Raw genomic sequence first — 22,543 nt, 5'->3', positions numbered from 1 at the left:
CTACTTCATGACACCTTCTACATAAACTTATTTTCTAACTTTTGTTGAAACGACTTCTCTTGCTTACGTAGTAGTTGACTACCTCGTTGTAAAATCGGTGTTCCATACTTATCGTTAATTTGATCAATGACAGCAAGTAGTGGTTCTTTTTTCGCATCCTCTTCAAATGAAAATAAATCTAATTGTTTCACCGATTCTGTCTTCCACTCTATTTCAGTAGCTGTAACACCTAGTAAACGAACGGAATCACCATCCCAATGTTGCTTCCATAAACGGGATGCTGCTTGAAAAATATCGCGTTCTTCCCAAATTGCATTTTTCAATTGCTTACTCCGTGTTACTGTTCGCCTATCATGGTATTTAATCATAATTTGAATATTATAGCTGACAAGGGTTCGCTTTTGTAATCTTTTACTCACTGATTTTGATAACCGTTCTAACATATCAAGTAATTCTTTCTCTTCATCCATATCCTTTGAAAAAGTCATCGAGTTACCGACACTTTTATGTTGGCCCATTTGACTCGGATCCACTTCCCTATCATCCGTACCTTTTGCACGCTTTTGTAAATCAATACCGTGCTTGCCAATTTTAGCGCGAATGATATGCTCGTCTCCCTTCGCTAACTGTTCAATTGTATGTATATGAATTTCATTTAATTTTTCAGCTGTTTTTTCTCCAATCCCATGCATTGCTTCAACTGAAAGTGGCCAAATCATTTCTGGAATATCACGTTTTCGAAGTACGGTAATACCGAGAGGTTTTTTCATATCAGAAGCTGTTTTTGCTAGGAAAAGATTTGGAGCGATTCCGATACTACACGGAAGCTGCAACTCTGTTAATAGTGCTTGTTGAATCATCTTTGCTATTTCAAGAGGCGAACCAAGTGCGTAGCAATCTGTAATATCTAAATATCCTTCATCTATTGAGACTGGTTGTATCTTTTCTGTAAAACGAGAAAGGACTTGAAACATTTGAAATGAAGCTTCGCGATATAATGTGAAATTAGGACGCCTTACAACTAATTGCGGGCATAACCTTTTCGCTTCCCAAAGGGGCATCGTCGTACGTATTCCGTATTCTCTCGCCTCATAACTACATGTTATAATAATTCCTTTTCTCTCTTTTTCATTTCCAGCAACCGCTAATGGCTTTCCTTGTAATGATGGATCATGAGCAATTTCAACAGATGCGAAAAAGCAATTCATATCTACATGTAAAATAACACGACCATTTTTCGGATACATTTCTCGCATAGTACTCACTCCCTAATCAGAACGTTCGTTCTTTTATTATATCAAATTTTGCACAATAGTTATAATAATTACTTGTTCTTTTTTATAATCGATATAAATCGAAACTTTAATCAACTCTCACTAATCGGACTTTTACGGGCAGCAGGGCCCCCACCTAACTTCTTTACTTTCGCTGAATTTTGAGGTAGGGGTCTTACTGTCCGGCAAATAGCGGGATAAACTCAATTATACATTCCTTGTAGTTATATTAATCATTGCAATTAATTATTTACTACTTCCGATTTTCAATATGAATACGTTAGGATTATTCCTTCGTCTAGTACATGTAGCAACAACGTATATACTTCCATAGGTTTTCTTATATTGGCTTATACGTCTTGTCAAAGCAATCGAATCAAAATAAAAAGCGTGTAAATCACAATTGATTTACACGCTTTTTCTATTCCATTACTTCGCTACTTCTTCAATAATTGCAACAACTAATTCTGCTGTTTTTGCTAATTCTTCAACAGGAATCTTCTCGTTTGTTGTATGAATTTCTTCATAACCAACCGCTAAGTTAACTGTTGGGATACCATGTCCTGCAATTACGTTTGCATCACTTCCGCCACCACTTTGGTGAAGAGAAGGTGTACGACCAATTTTTTCAGCTGCACGTTTTGCAACTTCTACAACGTGATCGCCATCAGCAAATTTAAATCCTGGGTACATAACGTTTACTTCAACGTCTGCATGACCGCCCATTTCTTTTGCAGTTGTTTCAAATGCTTCTTTCATTTTCGCAACTTGTGCTTCCATTTTCTCATTAATTAAAGAACGAGCTTCTGCAAAGATTTGTACATGATCGCAAACGATATTCGTTTGTGTACCACCTTCAAAACGTCCAATATTTGCAGTCGTTTCAGAGTCAATGCGACCAAGTGGCATCTTCGCAATTGCTTTCGCTGCGATAGTAATTGCAGATACACCTTTCTCTGGCGCTACACCAGCGTGAGCTGTTTTCCCGCGAATAATTGCGTTCACTTTCGCTTGTGTTGGAGCTGCAACAACGATTTCACCAACTTTTCCATCGCTATCTAATGCGTAGCCATATTTCGCTGTAATACGCTCACGGTCTAATGCTTTTGCACCAACAAGACCTGATTCTTCTCCGACTGTAATAATAAATTCTATTTTACCATGAGGGATATTTTTCTCTTTTAAAACACGGATTGCTTCGAACATTGATGCTAATCCAGCTTTATCATCCGCACCTAAAATTGTTGTACCATCTGATACGATATATCCATCTTTAATAGAAGGCTTAATTCCATTACCAGGAACTACTGTATCCATATGAGAAGTAAAGTAAATTGTATCAACACCATCTTTTGTTGCTGGTAAAGTACAAATTAAGTTACCTGCACCATGACCAGTTACAGCCATTGTGTCATCTTCAAATACTTCTACACCTAAATCTGTAAATTTCTTCGTTAATACTTTGCAGATTTCTGCTTCAAATTTCGTTTCAGAATCTACTTGTACTAATTCCATAAATTCATTTACTAAACGTTCTTGATTAATCATAAGACTGCGCCTCCTGCACTACCATTATGTATGTAACACTATTAATTATAACAGAATTTCGCAAAAGTTTCGAAATACAAGACAAAAAACAGATGGTTTACATGTCTAGATAACCATCTGCTTTCTATTACTCATTTAACAATACCCAGCGCATATGATCTTCCCACACGCCATTTACCATTAACATCTTCCTAGACACGCCTTCATATTGAAAACCTATCTTCGTTACTACTTGTATAGATGCTAAATTACGAGGCATAATCGGAGCTTCTATACGATGTAACTGAAATTCCCCAAAAGCAACTTGAATTGCTTTTCTAAGCGCTTCTGTCGTATACCCTTTGTTTAACTCTGCTTTATCTAATTTATAACTGAGTACACAAGATTGATAAATGCCACGAACGATTAAATTAAATGAAATACACCCAATTATTTTCGTATCATCACCCTTTTTAAAAATCCATAGTCTGATGATTTTCCCTTCTTCGAACTCTTTTCTATCCTTTTGCAACTTTTTCTTTTGATAATCTAGCGTAAAAAAATCATCCGGTCTATACTCTTCCCAAGCTTTTAAAAATTCACGATTTCTGTCGTAATATTGAAGAACTGTTTCAGCATACGACTCATCAATTTCCCTTAAGTATAAACGATCTGTTTCGTATATTTTCATCATCGTATCTCCATTCTTCAGCTTGCCCAACTAAAAATTAACAATATACCCTTTTACTATATTCTCTATACACACTCAAATTTCCTGTTATATTTTGCAATCCCCTCCCGAATTTTGTCCTCACTCTCCCCTTGTCCATAATTTCATTTCTCGTTACAATGAAATTGTACTGATTTGCAAGGAGGTATAACGATGCATAAAAAAGCTCAAAAAGTTATGGTTTATGTGATGCTGATTTCTATGCTTGTAACAACATTACTTGCTGGCGCGAGTATGTTTTGGTAAAAAGGGCGATGTGTTCGTCCTTTTTTTACTTTTTACACATGACAAAATAAACCATCTCGACATCGAGATGGTTTATTTTATATAAAACACAATCGCTACAATACTAAAGGAAAATGACATTACAAGTGCTATTACAAAACTTGTATATTGTTTCTGCTGAAATGCTCCAATAACAAAAGTTAGATTAAGTAATGCCATACATACAATCGCTACAAGATAAGAACATATATTAAAAGTTGCCAATATGAATGTAATAACAAATAGAAATCCCATAAAAAACTGCATATACGAAAGTTTTGGATTCAAGTACATATGAGCAACCCCTTTATCTAATTTTATCTTTCTATATTCTCATTAACGCACGGTTATGTACACATGTCAAGACAACTTATTATAATAGAAAAAGCCAACCTTTTCGTTGGCTTTTTCATATGCAACGGCTCCTTTTTCTTTTGCCAATTGCTGAAATGATTTTTTCGATTTCACAATCCATACTTTCGTTCCAATTGGAATGCGATCAAACAAATATTCCACATCGTTTTTCTTCATTCTTATACACCCTTGTGAAATATACTTTCCAATTGAACTCGGTTGGTTTGTTCCATGTATTCCATATTTACTTCCATCAGTTCCTCTTGCATTAAATCCAATCCACCTTGACCCAAGTGGATTTTTTGGCGATCCACCTGGAATATCCTTCGCAATGTAATACGGATCCTTTGCTTTCATTACAACATCAAAAGTTCCTTCTGGAGTTAATTCATTCGTTTTCCCTGTCGCTACTGGAAAAACCTTTTGAATCTTTCCATCGTCAATGTAAGCTAATTTATTCGTTGCTTTATTTACAATAATAAAAGGATCTCCGGCACGTGGATTATCCCCAAGAGGCCAAATCGGCAATAAAGAAAGACATAATATGATAGAGAGAAGATACGGCATAGATAATTCCTACCTTCTATATAAGTTCTTTTATATTATCCTTTCCCTTAAAGCGACTTTTAATGAGTAAATATTGTTCCATTTCATACACAAGTTGAACAAGTTTCGCACGTATCTCAAATTCTTCGCGTGTAGCTGGCAATGGCATGTCTCTAAATAATTCCCTCATTTCTTGAAGCTGCCTTAAGGAAATAACGCCAGTACTCTCAGGGCTAATAGCATTACCAATGTTTTCAACAACATCTGCAATCATGTCAGCTTGTTCATATGTCCACGATAAAGAAGCTGCTAGTGGTATCATTCGCTCTAAAATTTCGAATTGTTGCATACGCATATTAAAATAACGATAGTAATAATCATCTTCTCGCATAAATGCATTCTCAAGTTTTTTAAACGATAAATCTCTTGCTTCATTTAACATATTCTCGGTTTCAATGAGTTCTGCTCCACTCCAACTACTTTCTCGATTTCGTAAATACACAACCATTTCAAACAAAATCGTTTTAAAATTACTCTCTATTTTATCCTGATACTCTTTTAGCTTATTTTCACTACTCGGCATATACATATTTACTAATAACGCCACACTAATCCCTATCGTTAATATAGCAATTTCATTTCCAACTATAAGCCATGTAATTTGCTTCAATGAATATAGATGCATAACAATAACTGAACTCGTGACAATACCTTCTTGAATTTTAAGCATTACTGCAGTCGGAATAAATGTAAGTAACAATATGCTAATTGCAAGTGGTGTATAGCCGATTGTTTCAAAAATACAAAACGCGAATACCATTGATAATACACAAGCTAGAAAACGATGTAACGACACTTGAAGCGATTTGCGCTTCGTATTTTGTACACATAAAATAACTAAAATACCTGCTGAACTATAAAATTCCAACCCTAATAACTGAGCAATAAAAACTGCCGCGCCTGTCCCTATTGCTGTTTTTACTGTACGGTATCCAATTTTAAACATATCATTACTCCTATATGTATAAACGTATTTACAGCTAGTATAAAAAAAGGATGACACAATGTCATCCTTTTCTACTTATTATTCACATAACCTTTTCATATTACAATATTTTTTGTAAAAATTGTTGCGCACGTTCACTTTTCGGCGCTGCAAAAAATTCTTCTGGCGCACTATCTTCTACAAGCTTTCCTCCGTCCAAGAAAAGAACACGATCTGCCACTTCTTTTGCAAAGCCCATTTCATGTGTAACGATAGCCATCGTCATTCCTGTCGTAACTAACGATTTCATAACTTCTAACACTTCTTTCACCATCTCTGGATCTAGCGCCGATGTCGGTTCATCAAATAACATAACTTCCGGTTCCATCGCTAACGCTCTTGCAATTGCTACACGTTGCTTTTGTCCTCCCGAAAGACGATTTGGATACGTATCTTTTTTATCTACTAATCCAACCTTTTCTAAAAGTTTCTCAGCTTTCTTTTCAGCTTCTTGCTTCGTTACCCCTTTTACATTGATAGGAGCATACGTAATATTTTCTAATACAGTCATATGAGGAAATAAGTGAAAATGTTGAAATACCATACCGACATTTTCACGAACATGCATAACATTCGTTTTCGGATTCGTTACTTCTTCCGTCCCAATCCAAATGTGACCATCCGTTGGTGCTTCTAACATATTCATACAACGTAAAAATGTTGATTTTCCTGATCCAGAAGGCCCTATAATTGCGACTACTTCCCCTTTTTCAATTGTTGTTGTAATTCCTTTTAATACTTCGTTTTTACCAAATGATTTATGAAGGTTTTCAATTTTAATCACTTTTCTTCATTCTCCCTTCAATTGCCTTCCCGACTAATGTAAGAATAATGACTAACATATAATAAATCAGTCCAACAAAAAGTAATGGTTCAAGATATTTAAATGTCTCACCGCCTACAATGTAAGCACGACGCATTAAATCAGTCGCGCCTATTACTGTTACTACAGCCGATTCTTTCGTAAGTGTCGCAAATTCGTTCACAAGCGCTGGTAATATATTTTTTAATGCTTGAGGGAAAATAATATTTCTCATCATTTTTCCGTACGGTATCCCTAAAGCCATTGCTGCTTCTGTTTGTCCTTTATCAACCGCTTGAATACCAGCACGAATTACTTCTGACATGTATGCACCTGAATTCAAGCTAAATGCAAGTACAGCAGCTAAGAATGCTGGTATTTCATAACCAATTATTTGTGGGACGCCGAAATAAATAATCATTAATTGCAATACAAGGGGTGTACCACGAAAAATTGATGTATAAAAATCTGCTGCTATATTTAATGCTCGTATTCTAGCAATTTTACAAAGTGCTAATAGCGTTCCTAAAATAAATCCTGCTAAAGCTGATACTGCTACAATCTTCAAAGTAACTTCTAAACCTTTTAGTATATATGGTATCGAAGGCGTAATCGCCGAAAAATCTAAGTTCATTCTTTTCATTCCCCTCACAGAAAAGTGAAAGGCAGCTTATTTTCCGCTGCCAAACCATTTCTTCACTAATTTATCCATTTCTCCATTTTCTTGCATTTTTTTAATTACTTTATTAAATTCTGCTGTTTTATCACTGTTTTTCGGAAGGGCAATTGCTGCTCCAACTTCTTCTGGTGCTTCTTTAATTTCAATTCCTTGTAAATCTTTCATTTTCTCTAAATAATTTTTAGCAACTGTGTCTTCTATAATTGCAGCGTCAAAACGACCAGCTTTAATTTCTTGTACGATTTCTGGTATACGGTCACGTCCCTCAACTTGGAAATCTACTTGTTTTTTAAATTCTGCTGCTTTCTCTTCTTGAATAGACCCTGTTTGTACCCCTACTTTTTTCCCTTTTAAACCCTCTACAGATTGAATGTTAGAGTCCTTTTTAGAAACGACCATGTTTTTCGCAACAAAATAAATATCTGTAAAATCAACATTATTTTTACGCTCTGCAGTTGGCGTCATGCCTGCCATTACGAAATCAACTTTTCCTGAACTAAGAGATGCTAATAAACCACCAAAATCCATATCTTTCACTTTCACTTCATACCCAAGTTCTTTTCCGATATATTTAGCAACATCAACATCAAAGCCAATAATTTCATCGCTCTTTGACGCATCTACATATTCATAAGGTTTATAATCTGCTGAAGTTCCCATTACGAGTACTTTTTTATTTCCTTTTGTTTCTTTCGATTCCTCATTACTACAAGCGCTGAATATACTTACAATTAAAATAAGTGCAAACGATATTGATACTAACTTCTTCATCTTTCTTCCCCCTAATAATGTATATTTAAAAGCTTAATAGAATATTTATTCGATGTTTGTATTGTATCAGCACTTTTATTTTTATGCAATATATAAAATAAAAATAAATAAATAAACAATACAAACGCTGTTTGTTATGTATAAAATGATGCATAAAATAACATAACTATGCATATCTCAGAAATTTTAATAATAAATAAAAAAGGCGGCACATCCACTTGATTGTGGACGTGCCGCCTTTTCTCTTATTTTTTATAGTTCTTCACAACTCTCTTCGAAATATGATTGTAGTTTCGCAATAACTTGCATCGGTTCATGACCTTCAATTTCATGACGCTCTACCATCGTTACAATTTTTCCATCTTTTAATAAAGCAAATGATGGAGAAGAAGGTGGGTACCCTTCGAAATATTCACGCGCTCTTGCTGTCGCTTCTTTATCTTGACCTGCAAACACCGTTACAAGGTGGTTAGGACGTTTATCATAATGTACGGAATGCGCAGCAGCAGGACGAGCAATACCACCTGCACAACCACATACAGAGTTTACCATTACAAGTGTTGTTCCATTTCTTTTAAACGCTTCTTCTACCGCTTCCGGCGTCGTCAATTCTGTATATCCAGCAGAGACAATCTCTTCACGCGCTTGGCGGACAACATCATTCATAAAAAAGTTAAAATTAATCACTCTTTTCCCTCCTCTAAAACTACCTATTTGTATCTTACCAGTTAATGTTTATGAAATACAAGTAAGTTTACTTGTATTTAAGTATAGAAAAGGTGTTAGAGCTCTTGCTCTAACACCTTTTCTTTAATGACCACGATGTTTTTGCTTTGCTTTTTGTACTTTCATTAAACGTCTTCTTTCTTTTTCAGCTTCTCGCTTCTCTTTAGACTGCAGTTTCTTTTCTTGTTTATGCAATTCATAAGATAAACTAATCGCCTCTTGCGCCTTAGTAAAACGTTTAATAGTTGTTTCTTTTGCTGCTTGTCGTATGATACGCTTTATGTTTTTAGGACGCTGTTTTTCTTTAACTTCTACACCACATTTTGCAAAGTGCTGAAAATGCTCTAAAAGTGAACCATTCACAAACATAAGCACTTCTTCATCTGACGGTTCCGCCCCAAAAATATACCTCGCCCCATACAATTTCCCTTTTTCTTTACATGTAATGATTCCAACAAAAAATTGGCCATCGTGATATACTGTCAAATCCATTGACAGCCCCTCCTTTAAAAGATTAGAAATACGGGACATCCCGGAGGGGAAGGTTACTGACATGAAATCATGCGTCTGGACTACCAACCAGAGCTGTGTTTTTGTATTTCTTTCACTATTATTATATCTTTTTTTCCATAATCTTCATATATTCAGCAATCATTTTTTTATGCGATCCTACAATATAGTCAGGTAGTTCTGTTACTGAAAAGAATTTAAGCTGAACTGCTTCTTCTTTATTCATAACAAAATCCCCTTCGTATTCATCCGTATAATAGGCGGTTGTTACAGATTGAAATTCATCACCGTTTTCTAATTTTGTAAAGTAGTTCGCTCCAGAAAATACATTGATTAGTCGCAAGTTCTTCACTTTTATTCCTGTCTCTTCATATACTTCACGATAAGCTGTTTCTTCTGGTGATTCACTAAGCTCCATTAGCCCGCCAGGTAGCCCCCATTTTCCGTACGGCTCTGTCCGCTGCTGCAATAAAACATATCCATTTTCATTTATAACGAGTACAACAGCACCAACTAAAATTAAAGGGCGATGACCAACTATTTTTCGTAATTCTTCTACATATCCCACCGTATCGCCTCCTTTTTCGTTGTCCACACTATTGTATCATATGTACGAAACGACAAAATGCGTATATTTTTCATTTTTTTAACAAAATATTTATTTTATGTGATTCATCTACTGTAGCTAACATAATAGATTCGACTTCTGTACTCTCCTCTAGAAATTCTCTCGCCCACGCTTCTGTTTTTCCTAATAATGCAAGAACATCTTTCTGTATCCTCCCATCCTTTACTAATACAAAAGAAACTGGAGATTTTTTTCCCGCCACTTTAAGATCAAGCCGCGAAACTGCTTCATATTCTGGATACCGAAATATAGAAACGACACCGTTTGCTTCCCATAATGCTAATTTAATCGTTTGAATATCGCTCACATTTCGCATACGAAGTTCCGAAAACAAATATTCCAAGGTAATTCTCGCCTTTTTCAAATTGCTAAAATTAATGGAACCATTGTGTATAAGAATAATAGGTGCAGGCTCTAAAAAACGTCTCCATCTATCCCATTTCAGCATTAAAACTGAGCTTATAATATGAAGTACAACAAGTATGAACGTTGTAATCATCGATCCCAGTAACCCTACTTTTTCATCAGACAATGCGTTAGAAATATTCCCACCAAGCAATAACACTAATACAACATCTAAAAAACGAAGTTGTGCGATAGACCTTTGCCCCATCGCTTTCGCAACTAATATTAAAAATATGTATGCTATAATAGCCCGAATAACCCATTCACTATTAGAAAGATGTCGTGCTCCTTCAAAAATATGCATATGCATCACTTTGCACTCCTTACCCGTCTCAAACTGCTATCCTGTTTTAGTTTGCAACGTTTATGAGCATATATGTAAAAAAGCTGGTTCGTTTAAAAACGAACCAGCTTTTTTTACTTAACTGAAAACATATATTTTTTATACGTTTTCCGTACCGATAATATGAGCCCCATCATAATCATATTTGAGAATAAGGAACTTCCCCCATACGATAAGAAAGGTAATGCAATACCTTTTACAGGCATTAACCCAACGATCATACCGATGTTTTGGAATATTTGAACTGTTAATATACCGATAGATCCAGCGCATAATAATGTACCAAATAAATTATCAGCGGAATAACCAATAATAATTGTTCGATATAGTAGCAACAGGAACAAGAAGACAACTAACGCTGCTACGATAAATCCACCTTCTTCGGCAATTGTAGCGAAAATAAAGTCAGTATGCTTCTCTGGGATATAGACGCTTCCTCCCCCAAACCCTTTACCTTCCATTCCTCCACTACCTACAGCTAAAATCGATTGTTGCGTTTGATAACCTTGATCTGCATTTTCAAATGGATTTAACCAACCTACAATACGCGACTGTTGGTGAGGTTTTAGTAAAGTAACTAAATTATTATAGAAAAAATCTTGATACTTAAAGAAAATAAATATTAAAGCAGATAATATGGTCAACGGAATAACTGTACATAATGCTATCAATTTCTTTTGAATACCTGACATAAATAAAATACATGCAATAGCAGCAGCATATAAGAACACCATACCTGTATCAGGTTGACTATATACAACCGCCATAGGTGGAAGTGACACTAGCATAATTTTACCTACTAGCTTTAAATCTGTTTGGAATGTCCTTGCCATATACTGTGCATTATGTTTTACTGCTATACTCGCTACTACAAGTAGCAATGCAATTTTGAAAAACTCAGACGGCTGAATTTGTCCAAATACTGGGAAAACAAACCATCTTTTTGCACCTAATTTTTCAGGTGTAAAACCTGATGGTGGTAATACTTTCAAAAGAATAAGTGAAGCAAACCCGGCAATATAAAGTGGCCAAGACAATTTTTGCAATTGATCTAAGTCGATGCTTGCAACAAGAAGTAACAATACAACCCCAATTATGTAGTTAACACCTTGTTTCATAGCAAAGTTTGCAGCTCCATACTGTCCCGTTTGCTGACTGCTATATATAGCAGCTATACTCGTCACACATAGTGCACACAAAATTAAAATTAATTTTACATCTAAACTTTTTAGAAACTCGGTACTTCTTTTCATGACATCCTCCTGAAACATTGTTACGGCAAAAATAAAAAACCAGGAGTCAACATTCTTCATGTTTTGACGACTGATTACACATTATCTATAAAACACTTATATAGAATAACTCTCTTTTTCATACAATACAATATATTATACTACAGTTTCATCAGTAAGATTTGCCAAAAAAATTATTCTTTTCTTATTTTATATCCATATACCATATATCAGCAATGTATTTTCGTAAATTCCTAATACATAATCGTTTATTGTAAGATTACTGGGAAAGGTATTTATACATATAGTAGGATGTAGATGAAGAAATAAGATAATAAAAAGCTCGCATAAGCGAGCTTTTTATTAATATACAGATGTATTGTTTTCTGACATGTTTTCTAAAATTTCTTTAACACGTCCTAAGAACTTACCACAAATTAAACCATCAAGTACTCGGTGATCAAGTGATAAACATAAGTTAACCATATCACGAGCACCGAACATACCGTTATCCATAATTACTGGGCGTTTTACAATTGATTCAACTTGTAGAATAGCCGCTTGTGGGTAATTAATAATACCCATAGATTGAACAGAACCGAATGATCCTGTGTTATTAATTGTAAATGTTCCACCTTGCATTTCGTCTGCTTTTAACGATTTCGTACGTACTTTTCCTGCAAGTTCTGTAATTTCACGAGCGATACCTTTAATTGTTTTCTCGTCCGCTTGCTTAATTACTGGTACAAATAGTTCTTCCTCTGTTGCAACAGCGATAGAAAGGTTAATATCTTTCTTCTGAACAATTTTATCGCCAGCCCACATTGAATTAATTTGAGGATACTCTTTTAACGCTTGTGCTACTGCTTTTACGAAGAAAGCAAAGAACGTTAAGTTAAAGCCTTCACGCTTCTTAAAGTCACCTTTAATTGAGTTACGGTATGACACAAGGTTTGTCACATCTACTTCAATCATCATCCAAGCATGTGGTGCTTCGTGTTTACTACGTAACATGTTTGCTGCGATTGCTTTACGCACACCTGTTACTGGAATTTCGATATCTCCAGGCATTGTAGGTACAGAAACTGGTTTCGCAGCTTCTACTTTTTGCGCTACTGGTGCTGCTTTTGGTGCTTCTGGGCGAGCTTCTACTACTGCCGCTACAGCTTCCTCTTTCTTCGCCGCACCTGCTTGCGGAATATTTCCAGATTCCACTAGCTTTAAAATATCTTTACGAGTGATACGGCCGTTTGCTCCCGTACCTTCTACTAGATCTAAATCAACGTTATGCTCACCCGCAAGTTTTAACACAGCTGGTGAAAAACGTGGTTTTCCATCAGTTGGTTGTTTTACTTTCGGTGCTTTTTCAGACGTAGCTACTTCCGCCTTTGGTTCTTCTTTTGTTTTTTCCTCAACAGCTGTTGCTGCTACTTCATCTGCGCCTTCTACTTGAATCACACAAACTACTTCACCTACAGCTAACGTATCACCTTCACCAGCGATTAACTCTTTCACAATCCCCGTGAAAGAAGATGGTACTTCAGCATTTACTTTATCAGTCATTACTTCTGCAAGCGGATCATACTTGTTTACGTGATCGCCAACATTAACGAGCCATTTACTAATTGTGCCCTCTGTAACGCTCTCCCCGAGCTGAGGCATTGTAATATTTTCTACAGCCATGTATAGTCCCCCCGATTAAAATTCCGCAAGTTCACGCATTGCTTTTTCAACTTTATCTGGATTTACCATAAAGAATTTTTCCATTGTTGGTGCATATGGCATTGCTGGAACGTCTGGACCTGCAAGACGTGCGATTGGCGCATCTAAATCAAATAGACAGTTTTCAGCAATAATTGCTGCCACTTCACTCATAATGCTTCCTTCTTTATTGTCTTCTGTTACAAGAAGAACTTTACCTGTTTTAGAAGCTGCTTCAATGATTGCTTCTTTATCTAATGGATATACAGTACGTAAATCAAGAATGTGTGCAGAGATGCCATCTTGTGCTAACTTTTCAGCCGCTTGAAGAGCAAAATGAACACATAATCCGTACGTGATAACTGTAATATCATCACCTTCACGTTTTACATCTGCTTTTCCGATTGGTAATACGTAGTCATCCTCCGGCACTTCACCTTTAATTAAACGATATGCACGTTTATGTTCGAAGAATAATACTGGATCTTCATCACGAATGGCTGCTTTTAATAAGCCTTTTGCATCATATGGTGTAGAAGGGATAACGATTTTTAAACCTGGTTGGTTTGCAAACATCGCTTCTACAGATTGTGAATGATACAATGCACCGTGAACACCCCCGCCAAATGGTGCACGAATTGTAACTGGACAAGTCCAATCATTATTAGAACGATAACGAATTTTTGCTGCCTCAGAAACAATTTGGTTTACTGCTGGCATGATGAAATCAGCAAACTGCATTTCAGCGATTGGACGCATACCATACATTGCCGCACCAATTGCTACCCCAGCAATTGCAGATTCTGCAAGCGGTGCATCAAGCGCACGATCTTCACCAAATTGATTATACAAACCGTGTGTCGCTTTAAACACGCCACCTTTTTTACCAACATCTTCTCCTAAAACGAATACTTTCTCATCGCGTTCCATTTCTTCGCGCATTGCTAATGTAATAGCATCAATATAAGACATTACAGCCATGAAACGTTCCCCCCTATTCTGCGTATACGTGCTTCAATGCATCTTCAGGTGCTGCATACGGAGCATTTTCTGCATATTCTGTTGCTTCATTTACGATATGCATAATTTCGTCTAACATTTGTTTTTCCGATTCCTCAGTTAATACACCAGCTTCTTTTAAATAAGCCGCGAATGTTATAATTGAATCTTTTTTCTTTGCTTCTTCTACTTCTTCTTTATCACGATAAACACGATCATCATCGTCACTAGAATGTGCTGTTAAACGATATGATACTGTTTCAATTAAAGTTGGGCCTTCACCACGACGACCGCGATCTGCTGCTTCTTTTACAGCTTTATATACTGCAAGCGGATCGTTTCCGTCTATTGTATATCCAGGCATACCGTAACCAATCGCACGATCTGATACGTTTTTACATGCTAATTGTTTTTCAACTGGAATAGAGATTGCATATTTGTTATTTTCACACATAAAAATAACAGGTAGTTTGTGTACACCAGCAAAGTTTGCCCCTTCATGGAAGTCACCTTGGTTTGAAGAACCTTCTCCAAATGTAACGAACGTTACTAAATCTTTCTTCTCCATTTTTCCAGCTAATGCAATACCAACTGCATGTGGTACTTGCGTTGTTACTGGAGATGAACCTGTAACAATACGATTTTTCTTTTGACCGAAGTGACCAGGCATTTGACGACCACCAGAGTTTGGATCTCCAGCTTTCGCAAAAGCAGACAACATAAGCTCTTTAGCTGTCATACCAAATGCTAGTACAACACCCATATCACGGTAGTATGGTAATGCATAATCTTTCTCTCTATCAAGAGCGAACGCCGCTCCAACTTGTGCAGCCTCTTGTCCTTGACAAGAAATTACGAATGGAATTTTACCAGCACGGTTTAATAACCACATACGTTCGTCTATTTTACGTGCAAGTAACATCGTACGGAACATTTCTAATACTTGCTCATCACTTAAGCCAAGCTCTTCATGGCGCTTTTCTTTTACTTCTGCCATTTTTCATAACCTCCTAAATCCACATTTTTATGCGTGTAACGCTCTTCCATCTACAGCAAGTGCTGCTTCACCAATCGCCTCAGATAATGATGGATGCGGATGAATTGTATGTGCTACTTCCCAAGGTGTTGCATCAAGTACTCTTGCAAGACCAGCTTCAGAAATCATATCTGTTACATGTGGTCCAATCATATGAACACCAAGAATGTCATTTGTCTCTTCATCAACTACAAGTTTTACGAAACCATCTGATTCTCCGTATACAAGTGCTTTTCCGATTGCGCGGAATGAGAACTTACCTACTTTTAACTTATAGCCTTTTTCTTTTGCTTCTTGTTCTGTTAAACCGACAGAAGCAACTTCCGGACTGCTATATACGCATTTTGATACCATAGAGTAATCAATTGGTGTAACTTCTTTCCCTGCAATATGTTCTACTGCAGCAATTCCTTCATGAGAAGCAACGTGAGCAAGTTGCAGGCCACCGATTACATCTCCAATTGCGTAAATATGCGATTCTTTCGTTTGATAAAACTCATTTGTTTGAATGTATCCTTTTTCCACAACGATATCTGTGTTCTCTAAGCCAATATTTTGCGTATTCGCTTGTCTTCCTACAGATACAAGCATTTTTTCTGCTTTAAATTCTTTATTTTCACCGTTGTGTTCAGCTTGGATTGTTACTCCATTATCTTTTACCAATGTTTCTGGTAATACTTTTGCACCAGTTACCACTTTAATACCTTTTTTCTTGAATAGACGTTGCATTTCTTTTGAAACGTCTTGATCTTCTAGTGGTAATATCGTTTTCGCATACTCTAATACTGTAACTTCTACACCGAAGTCAGCAAGCATAGATGCCCACTCAATACCGATTACACCGCCACCAACGATAATAATCGAACTAGGAAGCGTTTCCATTTTTAGAGCATGATCTGAAGACATTACGTACTCTCCGTCTAATTCTAAACCTGGTAATGAATTTGGACGAGAACCTGTTGCAATAAGTACATTTTTTGGAATTAACATTTCATTCTCTTCTCCACTTGCAAGTTCAACTGAAATTGTCCCTGGCATCGGAGAGAAAATAGATGGGCCAAGAATACGGCCAATACCTTCAAACACATCAATTTTACCTTGTTTCATTAAATGTTGAACACCTTTATGAAGCTGCGTTACTATCTTCTCTTTACGCTCTTGTACTTTCGCAAAGTTTAGTTCTACATTGCTTGCAATAACTCCGAACTCTTCGCTTTTTTTAGCAGTTGCATATACTTCCGCACTACGTAAAAGAGCTTTACTAGGAATACATCCTTTGTGTAAACAAGTACCACCAAGATTTTCTTTTTCGACTAGTGCAGTTTTTAACCCTAGTTGTGATGCACGAATTGCAGCAACATATCCACCAGTACCGCCGCCAACGATGACTAAATCATATTCTTTTGCCATTATCTCAACCCCTAGCTACCGTTTCTTTTTCACGTACAACGTATTCTTTTGGAGCTTCTTCTTCACGTAATACACGAAGTGCTCCTTCTGCTAACGCTTCTAACTCATCTTCGCCTGGATGTACGATAACATCTGCAATCCAGTCCACTCGCTCTTTTATTTCATCGACAAGAATTTTACTGTATGCCAGTCCACCAGTTAATACAATTGCATCGATTTTCCCGTGAAGTACAGCGCTAGCTCCGCCAATCTCTTTTGCAACTTGATATGCCATTGCTTTATAAATAAGAGTTGCTTCAGGATCACCTTTTTCAACCATTTGCTCTACTTTAATCGCATCATTTGTACCGATTAAACTTACAAGTCCACCTTGTCCGACAAGTTTTTTAATCATTTCATCACGGTAATACTCACCAGAGAAACACATTTCTACTAGTTGCCCTACTGGTACTGTACCAGCGCGCTCTGGACTAAATGGTCCTTCTCCGTTTAAACCGTTATTCACATCGATTACTCTTCCTTTTTTATGAGCACCAACTGTAATACCACCGCCCATATGTGTAACTAATAAATTTAAATCCTCGTATTTGTGATTTAACTGTTCAGCTACTTTACGAGCAACTGCTTTTTGATTTAATGCATGGAAGATACTTTTGCGTTCCATACCAGCAATGCCACTTATACGAGCAACCGGCTCCATCTCATCTACAACGACAGGATCTACAATGAATGCAGGAATGTTTAATCCAGAAGCAATTTCATATGCTAAAATGCCTCCAAGGTTTGAAGCGTGATGACCGCTAAAGCCATTTTTCAAATCTTCTAACATCGCATCGTTTACTGTATACGTACCGCCTTCGATTGGACGAAGTAATCCACCACGCCCACAAACAGCGTTTAATTTTGAAATGTTAATACCATGAGAATGTAGAACTTCTAAAATCGTTTCTTTTCGAAACTCATATTGGTCGATAATTCTCTTATATTTTCCAATCTGTTCTACGTCATGACGAATCGTTTCTTCTAGAACGGGTCTTTCATTATCAAAAACACCAATTTTTGTGGATGTACTACCTGGGTTAATAACAAGAATTCGATTTACAGACAATGTTGCTACCTCCACTAATAAATTCAAAAGGAAGTGGAAACCTCATAAGAGGTAACCACACCTTTTGTAAAAGTTATATATGAATGATTAGCGACGGCTAATAATATCGTGACCGTTGCGTAAGTAAGTGCTACGAGAATTTTTCAAGCTTGCAATGCGCTCTTCAGCTAGACGATCTGCCGCTACATAAGTTGCTATGCCATCGCGTTTTGAAATTTCGATTACTTTTGCAATCGTGTCATAAATAGACTCAACACGTTTTAGTGCACGTTCTCTATTGTATCCATATAATTCGTCTGCTACGTTAATTACGCCACCTGCATTAATTACATAATCTGGTGCGTATACAATACCCATTTCATGAATGATGTCACCGTGACGATCTTCTTTTAATTGGTTATTTGCAGAACCTGCGATTACTTTTGCTTTAAGTTGTGGAATAGTTTCATCATTAACTGTTGCGCCTAATGCACATGGTGCGTAAATATCGCATTCAACACCGTAAATTTCATTTGGTTCAACTGCTGATGCACCGAATTCTTCTACAGCACGTTGTACAGCTTCTTTATTAATATCTGTAACGATTAATTTTGCTCCTTCAGCGTGTAAATGTTTGCATAGATGATATGCTACGTTACCAACGCCTTGAACAGCAATTACTTTTCCTTCTAAATTGTCAGTGCCGAAAGCTTCTTTCGCAGCTGCTTTCATACCACGATAAACACCGTATGCAGTTACTGGAGATGGGTTACCAGAAGAACCGAATGATGGTGAGATACCTGTTACAAAGTCAGTTTCTTCGTGGATAATATCCATATCATCTACTGTTGTACCAACATCTTCAGCTGTAATGTAACGTCCGTTTAGTCCTTGGATATAACGTCCTAGTGCACGGAACATTGCTTCGCTCTTATCTTTACGAGGATCACCGATAATTACTGTTTTCGCACCACCTAAGTTTAAGCCAGCTGCTGCGTTTTTGTATGTCATCCCTTTTGCAAGACGCAATGCATCTTCAATCGCCGCTTCTTCAGAATCATATGTCCACATTCTTGTTCCACCAAGAGCCGGTCCAAGTGTTGTATCATGAATTGCAATAATTGCTTTTAAACCAGATTCTTTATCTTGACAAAATACTACTTGCTCATAATCATATTTTTCTAAGTATTCGAAGATTTCTAATGTCATTGTCGTTTCCCCCTAATGTTTTACCCTTTTTGGTTTATTTTGAAGCAGTCGCAACTGCCAATGCTAATGAATATACTTTTGTTTCTGCTGAATCAGCACGAGATGTTAAAACAATCGGTGCTTTTGCGCCAGCAATCATTGCTCCTACTTTTGCATCCGCAAAGTATACGAGTGATTTATATAGCACATTTCCAGCTTCAATCGTTGGGACGAGTAAAATATCTGCCTTACCTGCTACATCACTTACTATGCCTTTATGCTCTGCTGCAATTTGTGATACTGCATTATCTAAAGCAAGTGGTCCATCAACGATACAATCTTTAATTTGTCCGCGGCGATTCATTTGTGTTAACATCGCTGCATCAATTGTCGCCTGCATCGCTGGATTCACAACTTCTACTGCTGCAATTGGTGCCACTTTTGGCAAGTCGATTCCTATTGCCTGGGCAACTTCTACAGTATTTTGTATAATAGCAGCTTTTTGTGTTACATCAGGTGCGATGTTCATCGCTGCATCTGTAACGAAAATAAGACGATTGTAATTTGGAACTTCAAATGCTGCTACATGTGAAAGTACGCTACCTTTACGTAGGCCCCACTCTTTGTTTAACACAGCCTTCAAAATATTCGCTGTTGGGATGTTCCCCTTCATAAGCACGTCTGCTTCACCATTTCTCACAGCTTTAACAGAAAGTTCTTCAGCCTCTGCACTAGACATTGCTGCAATCACTTCAACATGTTCTGAAGTTTGTAAACCATGTTCTTCTAGCATCCCCATTATTTTTTCTTGATTTCCATATAGACGAAATTGAGCTAGCTGTAATTTAATTGCTTTCGCTACAGCTTCAATTACTTCATGATCTTCAGCTACTGCTACAGCCACAGTTTTTTTAGGCTTCCCTGCTGCTTGATCAATTAAGTATTCTAACTTCATATTTTGTAATCAACCCTTTCCTTCGTCCCTCGTCTATTTACAAAGCAAATACCGTGCCAACTTTTAAAAGTGGTCTTACCAATAATGAAAACGCATTCAAAATGCAGTAAAATCAATACTTTGGAAAATAACAAAAGATTCTGTCTTATTTTGTCACTTTTTGTATACCATGCAATAAATTGCACGGTACGCAATTTATTGCATGCTATTTTTTGCATGGTCATACTTTTCTAGCTTGTAATATAAATTTCGAACGGAAATTCCTAACGCTTTTGCAGTTTGCGTTTTATTCCCATCAAATCTCTCCAAATATTCATGAATAATATTCCCTTCAAACTCTGTCACTAAATGTTCAAGTGGCTTTTCTTCTAATTCAGGTAATAAATGTGATTGCTTTGACTCCACCTGCTCTTCGTTATGTAATGGCGGTAAATGGTGTACATCAATATAGGTCTCGTTATAATTCATAAAGATAATAGCTCTTCCCAGAATATTTTCAAGTTCCCTCACATTCCCTGGCCATTCGTATGATTGTAAATATAAAATGGCTGAATCAGTGAGCCCTTCTACATTACGACCGTAATCTTGATTAATTTTTTGAATCAATCTGTCCGCAATTGTCGGTATATCTCCTTTACGTTGACGAAGAGATGGAATTTGAATTGGGATTTTATTTAATCGATAATATAAATCCTCCCTAAACTTCCCTTCTAGAATAGCCTTTTCTAAATTCACATGCGTCGCTGCAATTACTCGAACATTAATAGGTATCGCTTTCGTTCCACCAACTTTTACAATTTCTTTTTCCTGCAGTACACGAAGGAGTTTCGCTTGTGTATTTGCAGATAACTCCCCTATTTCATCTAAAAAAATACTACCGTTATTTGCTTCCTCAAAGAACCCACGTTTCCCGCCTCTTTTCGCTCCAGAAAACGCCCCTTCCTCATAACCAAATAATTCACTTTCTAACAACGTCTCCGAAATGGCCGCACAGTTTACACGGACGAACTTATTGTATTTTCGATTACTTCCATTATGGATTGCATGTGCAAACAATTCTTTACCAGTCCCAGATTCACCGCGTAACAGTACTGTTGCTGGTGTATTTGCTCCTAGCTTCGCCTGTTCGATAGCTGCCGTTGTTTCATCTGAATTCCCGACAATATCATCAAATGAATATTTCGCTTCTAATGTGCGAATAATTTGCCTTGCTCTATTCAATTCATTTGTTAACTTTTGAATTTCCGACACGTCACGGATAACGCCGACGCTTCCTTTCAATATTCCATCCACAATGACTGGTGCCACGTTTACAATTACATCGCGCTTTTTTTGCCCAATCTTCATATGTATTCCGCGCACCGCACGACGCGTTCGAAGTACTTTCATATGCATACTTTCGCCTTCTACAATATCAGTTGTAGCAGGCTTCCCAATAATATCTTCTTCTGTTAAACCCGTTAATTTCGTATATGCCGGGTTAATGACTAAACCTCTTCCTTTTTCATCCACAACCGAAATTGCTTCTTCAGATGAGTTAATAATTGCCTCTAATAGTGTTTGAATTTCCTTTAAATCTGTAACTTCTTCCGCTAAATCTACAACTTCTGTTATATCTTTAAAAATTGCAAATGCCCCTTGTACCTCTCCGCCCTCTTTTAATATCGGTATACGCGTTGTAATAATTTTCTTTCCATTCTCTAATGTTAGTTCATAATTTACTTCTATTTGTTTCGTACGTATAATGCGAAGTAATTTACTAGTTGGAATGACTTCTAAAATATATTTTCCTATCGCCTCTTCTTTTTTATATCCGATAATACGCTCTGCACTTTTATTAAAAAGACGAACTTGTCCCTCTCGATCAATTACGATCATGCCATCATGTGTAGAATTTAAAATTAATTCTCCTTGTTGCGTTTGTTCCTCTAATCGCCCAATTAGCCCTTCCTTCTCATGCGCTAATCCTGTAACAATTTTTGCGATATCACCTGGTATAAGAAGAGTGTCTTTTTTCTTTTTTTCCAACAAAACCTTATGCACATCATCTTCACCTGTCATATCAAATATTACATCGATATGCATAGAAAGAAATGGAGTTACACTTTCTCCAATTGCAATCCCGTATTCCTTAGCAATTTGTAGTCCTTTTGCCAACGGATTTATATCAATAATCCCTATAATTTGAAATATATTCGAACTTTGTAACAGATTCAGCAGTGCGCTCCCGCCTTCACCTGCACCAACAATTAATACTTTTTGTTTCATATATCCCACTTCCTCTCGAAGTAACTCTGCAAATTTTTTCACACTTTTATCTTACTCGTTCAG

23 protein-coding genes are annotated in these 22,543 nt (G+C 36.8%); 1 reads left to right on the top strand and 22 read right to left on the bottom strand.

Annotation, left to right across the window (positions count from 1 at the left end; translation table 11 throughout):
• Window positions 1-17 precede the first annotated feature (17 nt).
• From DN404_RS13705 to DN404_RS13695, 3 genes are all read right to left on the bottom strand, one after another.
• The gene (locus DN404_RS13705) at window positions 18-1,256 is read right to left on the bottom strand and encodes a DNA polymerase IV (protein WP_001208858.1); all 1,239 of its coding nucleotides are present in this window, start codon (window positions 1,254-1,256) and stop codon (window positions 18-20) included.
• A gap of 447 nt (window positions 1,257-1,703) precedes the next feature.
• Window positions 1,704-2,822 (bottom strand): tripeptidase T, encoded by a 1,119-nt coding sequence (locus DN404_RS13700; RefSeq protein ID WP_000609803.1) that lies wholly within the window; start codon window positions 2,820-2,822, stop codon window positions 1,704-1,706.
• A 127-nt stretch (window positions 2,823-2,949) separates the two neighbouring features.
• A complete protein-coding gene (locus DN404_RS13695; protein WP_001987197.1) occupies window positions 2,950-3,495 on the bottom strand; it encodes a GNAT family N-acetyltransferase in 546 nt (181 codons plus the stop codon).
• Window positions 3,496-3,684: 189 nt separating this feature from the next.
• Between DN404_RS13695 and prli42 the strand changes: the two genes are divergently transcribed.
• A complete protein-coding gene (prli42, locus tag DN404_RS13690) occupies window positions 3,685-3,777 on the top strand; it encodes a stressosome-associated protein Prli42 (RefSeq protein WP_000549040.1) in 93 nt (30 codons plus the stop codon).
• Between the two features lie 72 nt (window positions 3,778-3,849).
• On the opposite strand, the gene DN404_RS13685 is transcribed toward prli42, so the two are convergent.
• The 19 genes from DN404_RS13685 to DN404_RS13590 form a co-directional block, all read right to left on the bottom strand.
• On the bottom strand, window positions 3,850-4,089 hold the full coding sequence (locus tag DN404_RS13685; RefSeq protein ID WP_000281167.1) for a DUF3894 domain-containing protein: 240 nt from the start codon (window positions 4,087-4,089) through the stop codon (window positions 3,850-3,852).
• A 66-nt stretch (window positions 4,090-4,155) separates the two neighbouring features.
• On the bottom strand, window positions 4,156-4,716 hold the full coding sequence (locus tag DN404_RS13680; RefSeq protein ID WP_006921495.1) for a L,D-transpeptidase: 561 nt from the start codon (window positions 4,714-4,716) through the stop codon (window positions 4,156-4,158).
• A 16-nt stretch (window positions 4,717-4,732) separates the two neighbouring features.
• Window positions 4,733-5,701 carry an aromatic acid exporter family protein gene (locus DN404_RS13675; protein ID WP_000472671.1) on the bottom strand — a complete coding sequence of 323 codons (969 nt, stop codon included), beginning with the start codon at window positions 5,699-5,701 and terminating at the stop codon, window positions 4,733-4,735.
• A 100-nt stretch (window positions 5,702-5,801) separates the two neighbouring features.
• Window positions 5,802-6,524 (bottom strand): amino acid ABC transporter ATP-binding protein, encoded by a 723-nt coding sequence (locus DN404_RS13670; RefSeq protein ID WP_000590202.1) that lies wholly within the window; start codon window positions 6,522-6,524, stop codon window positions 5,802-5,804.
• Window positions 6,517-7,176: an amino acid ABC transporter permease gene (locus DN404_RS13665; protein ID WP_001046915.1), complete on the bottom strand. Its 660-nt coding sequence runs from the start codon at window positions 7,174-7,176 to the stop codon at window positions 6,517-6,519. The genes DN404_RS13670 and DN404_RS13665 overlap by 8 nt, the downstream gene beginning before the upstream one ends.
• Before the next feature lie 36 nt (window positions 7,177-7,212).
• Window positions 7,213-7,992 carry a transporter substrate-binding domain-containing protein gene (locus tag DN404_RS13660; protein WP_000737667.1) on the bottom strand — a complete coding sequence of 260 codons (780 nt, stop codon included), beginning with the start codon at window positions 7,990-7,992 and terminating at the stop codon, window positions 7,213-7,215.
• Window positions 7,993-8,244: 252 nt separating this feature from the next.
• The gene (locus DN404_RS13655; RefSeq protein ID WP_002024761.1) at window positions 8,245-8,658 is read right to left on the bottom strand and encodes a BrxA/BrxB family bacilliredoxin; all 414 of its coding nucleotides are present in this window, start codon (window positions 8,656-8,658) and stop codon (window positions 8,245-8,247) included.
• Window positions 8,659-8,802: 144 nt separating this feature from the next.
• Complete coding sequence (locus DN404_RS13650) at window positions 8,803-9,210, bottom strand: YjdF family protein (protein ID WP_000366585.1); 408 nt, start codon at window positions 9,208-9,210, stop codon at window positions 8,803-8,805.
• Between the two features lie 121 nt (window positions 9,211-9,331).
• Window positions 9,332-9,796, bottom strand: a complete 465-nt coding sequence (locus tag DN404_RS13645; RefSeq protein ID WP_000542555.1) for an NUDIX hydrolase — start codon at window positions 9,794-9,796, stop codon at window positions 9,332-9,334.
• 70 nt (window positions 9,797-9,866) lie between these two features.
• Window positions 9,867-10,571 (bottom strand): DUF421 domain-containing protein, encoded by a 705-nt coding sequence (locus DN404_RS13640; RefSeq protein ID WP_000550964.1) that lies wholly within the window; start codon window positions 10,569-10,571, stop codon window positions 9,867-9,869.
• Window positions 10,572-10,678: 107 nt separating this feature from the next.
• Window positions 10,679-11,857: an FtsW/RodA/SpoVE family cell cycle protein gene (locus DN404_RS13635; RefSeq protein WP_000831181.1), complete on the bottom strand. Its 1,179-nt coding sequence runs from the start codon at window positions 11,855-11,857 to the stop codon at window positions 10,679-10,681.
• A 342-nt stretch (window positions 11,858-12,199) separates the two neighbouring features.
• Complete coding sequence (locus DN404_RS13630) at window positions 12,200-13,519, bottom strand: dihydrolipoamide acetyltransferase family protein (RefSeq protein ID WP_000257660.1); 1,320 nt, start codon at window positions 13,517-13,519, stop codon at window positions 12,200-12,202.
• A 15-nt stretch (window positions 13,520-13,534) separates the two neighbouring features.
• Window positions 13,535-14,518 carry a 3-methyl-2-oxobutanoate dehydrogenase subunit beta gene (bfmBAB, locus tag DN404_RS13625; protein ID WP_149215132.1) on the bottom strand — a complete coding sequence of 328 codons (984 nt, stop codon included), beginning with the start codon at window positions 14,516-14,518 and terminating at the stop codon, window positions 13,535-13,537.
• A gap of 13 nt (window positions 14,519-14,531) precedes the next feature.
• Window positions 14,532-15,533 carry a 3-methyl-2-oxobutanoate dehydrogenase subunit alpha gene (gene bfmBAA, locus DN404_RS13620; protein WP_000852551.1) on the bottom strand — a complete coding sequence of 334 codons (1,002 nt, stop codon included), beginning with the start codon at window positions 15,531-15,533 and terminating at the stop codon, window positions 14,532-14,534.
• 27 nt (window positions 15,534-15,560) lie between these two features.
• The gene (gene lpdA / locus DN404_RS13615; RefSeq protein WP_001051289.1) at window positions 15,561-16,982 is read right to left on the bottom strand and encodes a dihydrolipoyl dehydrogenase; all 1,422 of its coding nucleotides are present in this window, start codon (window positions 16,980-16,982) and stop codon (window positions 15,561-15,563) included.
• Window positions 16,983-16,986: 4 nt separating this feature from the next.
• Window positions 16,987-18,090: a butyrate kinase gene (gene buk / locus DN404_RS13610; RefSeq protein ID WP_000115781.1), complete on the bottom strand. Its 1,104-nt coding sequence runs from the start codon at window positions 18,088-18,090 to the stop codon at window positions 16,987-16,989.
• An 87-nt stretch (window positions 18,091-18,177) separates the two neighbouring features.
• Window positions 18,178-19,278: a leucine dehydrogenase gene (locus DN404_RS13605; protein ID WP_000171355.1), complete on the bottom strand. Its 1,101-nt coding sequence runs from the start codon at window positions 19,276-19,278 to the stop codon at window positions 18,178-18,180.
• 34 nt (window positions 19,279-19,312) lie between these two features.
• Window positions 19,313-20,212, bottom strand: coding sequence for a phosphate butyryltransferase (yqiS, locus tag DN404_RS13600; RefSeq protein WP_149215131.1), 900 nt, complete (start codon window positions 20,210-20,212; stop codon window positions 19,313-19,315).
• Window positions 20,213-20,407: 195 nt separating this feature from the next.
• Window positions 20,408-22,480: a sigma-54 interaction domain-containing protein gene (locus DN404_RS13590; RefSeq protein ID WP_033666632.1), complete on the bottom strand. Its 2,073-nt coding sequence runs from the start codon at window positions 22,478-22,480 to the stop codon at window positions 20,408-20,410.
• Between the last annotated feature and the right edge of the window lie 63 nt (window positions 22,481-22,543).

It is taken from the genome of Bacillus sp. TE8-1 (genome assembly GCF_008368855.1).
GTDB lineage: Bacteria > Bacillota > Bacilli > Bacillales > Bacillaceae_G > Bacillus_A > Bacillus_A cereus.
Note: the sequence above shows the minus strand (reverse complement) of the source record. Positions and strands in the feature narration are given on the sequence as shown.